We start from the raw sequence: 1,939 nt of genomic DNA on the forward strand, positions 1-1,939 counted from the left end.
TTTTTGGCTTTTGTGCTGAAATTTTTTGTGGAGAGTTTGATCCTGGCTCAGGACGAACGCTGGCGGCGTGCTTAACACATGCAAGTCGAACGGAAAGGCCTGCAGCTTGCTGCGGGTACTCGAGTGGCGAACGGGTGAGTAACACGTGGGTGATCTGCCTTGCACTTCGGGATAAGCTTGGGAAACTGGGTCTAATACCGGATAGGACAGCTGTTTAGTGTCAGTTGTGGAAAGTTTTTTCGGTGCAAGATGAGCTCGCGGCCTATCAGCTTGTTGGTGGGGTAATGGCCTACCAAGGCGTCGACGGGTAGCCGGCCTGAGAGGGTGTACGGCCACATTGGGACTGAGATACGGCCCAGACTCCTACGGGAGGCAGCAGTGGGGAATATTGCACAATGGGCGGAAGCCTGATGCAGCGACGCCGCGTGGGGGATGAAGGCCTTCGGGTTGTAAACTCCTTTCGACAGGGACGAAGCTTTTGTGACGGTACCTGTATAAGAAGCACCGGCTAACTACGTGCCAGCAGCCGCGGTAATACGTAGGGTGCGAGCGTTGTCCGGAATTACTGGGCGTAAAGAGCTCGTAGGTGGTTTGTCGCGTCGTCTGTGAAATTCCGGGGCTTAACTCCGGGCGTGCAGGCGATACGGGCTGACTTGAGTGCTGTAGGGGAGACTGGAATTCCTGGTGTAGCGGTGAAATGCGCAGATATCAGGAGGAACACCGATGGCGAAGGCAGGTCTCTGGGCAGTAACTGACGCTGAGGAGCGAAAGCATGGGTAGCGAACAGGATTAGATACCCTGGTAGTCCATGCCGTAAACGGTGGGCGCTAGGTGTAGGGGGCTTCCACGTCTTCTGTGCCGTAGCTAACGCATTAAGCGCCCCGCCTGGGGAGTACGGCCGCAAGGCTAAAACTCAAAGGAATTGACGGGGGCCCGCACAAGCGGCGGAGCATGTGGATTAATTCGATGCAACGCGAAGAACCTTACCTGGGCTTGACATATACAAGACAGGCGTAGAGATACGTCCTCCCTTGTGGTTTGTATACAGGTGGTGCATGGTTGTCGTCAGCTCGTGTCGTGAGATGTTGGGTTAAGTCCCGCAACGAGCGCAACCCTTGTCTTATGTTGCCAGCATTTGGTTGGGGACTCATGAGAGACTGCCGGGGTCAACTCGGAGGAAGGTGGGGATGACGTCAAATCATCATGCCCCTTATGTCCAGGGCTTCACACATGCTACAATGGTCGGTACAACGCGCAGCGACACTGTGAGGTGGAGCGAATCGCTGAAAGCCGGCCTTAGTTCGGATTGGGGTCTGCAACTCGACCCCATGAAGTCGGAGTCGCTAGTAATCGCAGATCAGCAACGCTGCGGTGAATACGTTCCCGGGCCTTGTACACACCGCCCGTCACGTCATGAAAGTTGGTAACACCCGAAGCCAGTGGCTCAAACTCGTTAGGGAGCTGTCGAAGGTGGGATCGGCGATTGGGACGAAGTCGTAACAAGGTAGCCGTACCGGAAGGTGCGGCTGGATCACCTCCTTTCTAAGGAGCATTATTTTTGTGCCCACAGTTGTGGGTGTGTTGGTTGAGTACACGCGTGTTGTACTGCCAGCAATTTTGTTTAATCGGGTGGAGACATACCTTAAACAGTCTGATTATTTTCAAAGTGGTAGGCCTGCCGCATGGCACTGTGTGTGTTGTGTGGTGGTGTGTATGTTGGTGCATTGTTGGGTGTCTGGGGCATTATTGTCCTGGTGTTGCCCAGTCATTGATACGGTCATGGTTTGTTTAAGACGTGGTTGTTGTTGGTGGTTGGGGGGTTGTGTGAGAACTGTATAGTGGACGCGAGCATCCCCAAACAATGATGCTTTGTGTGTTGTTGTTTGGGATGTGTAATTTCTTATATTCTTTGTGTTTTGTGTAGTTCACGCCGGCACAA

1 rRNA gene is annotated in these 1,939 nt (G+C 53.6%); it reads left to right on the forward strand.

From position 1 onward, the window contains the following. Positions 1–24: 24 nt before the first annotated feature. Positions 25–1,542: ribosomal RNA gene (locus tag HMPREF3153_RS07305) — 16S ribosomal RNA — on the forward strand. Positions 1,543–1,939: the final 397 nt, after the last annotated feature.

Source organism: Corynebacterium sp. HMSC06C06, from assembly GCF_001807295.1.
In the GTDB taxonomy this organism is placed as follows: Bacteria; Actinomycetota; Actinomycetes; order Mycobacteriales; family Mycobacteriaceae; genus Corynebacterium; species Corynebacterium striatum.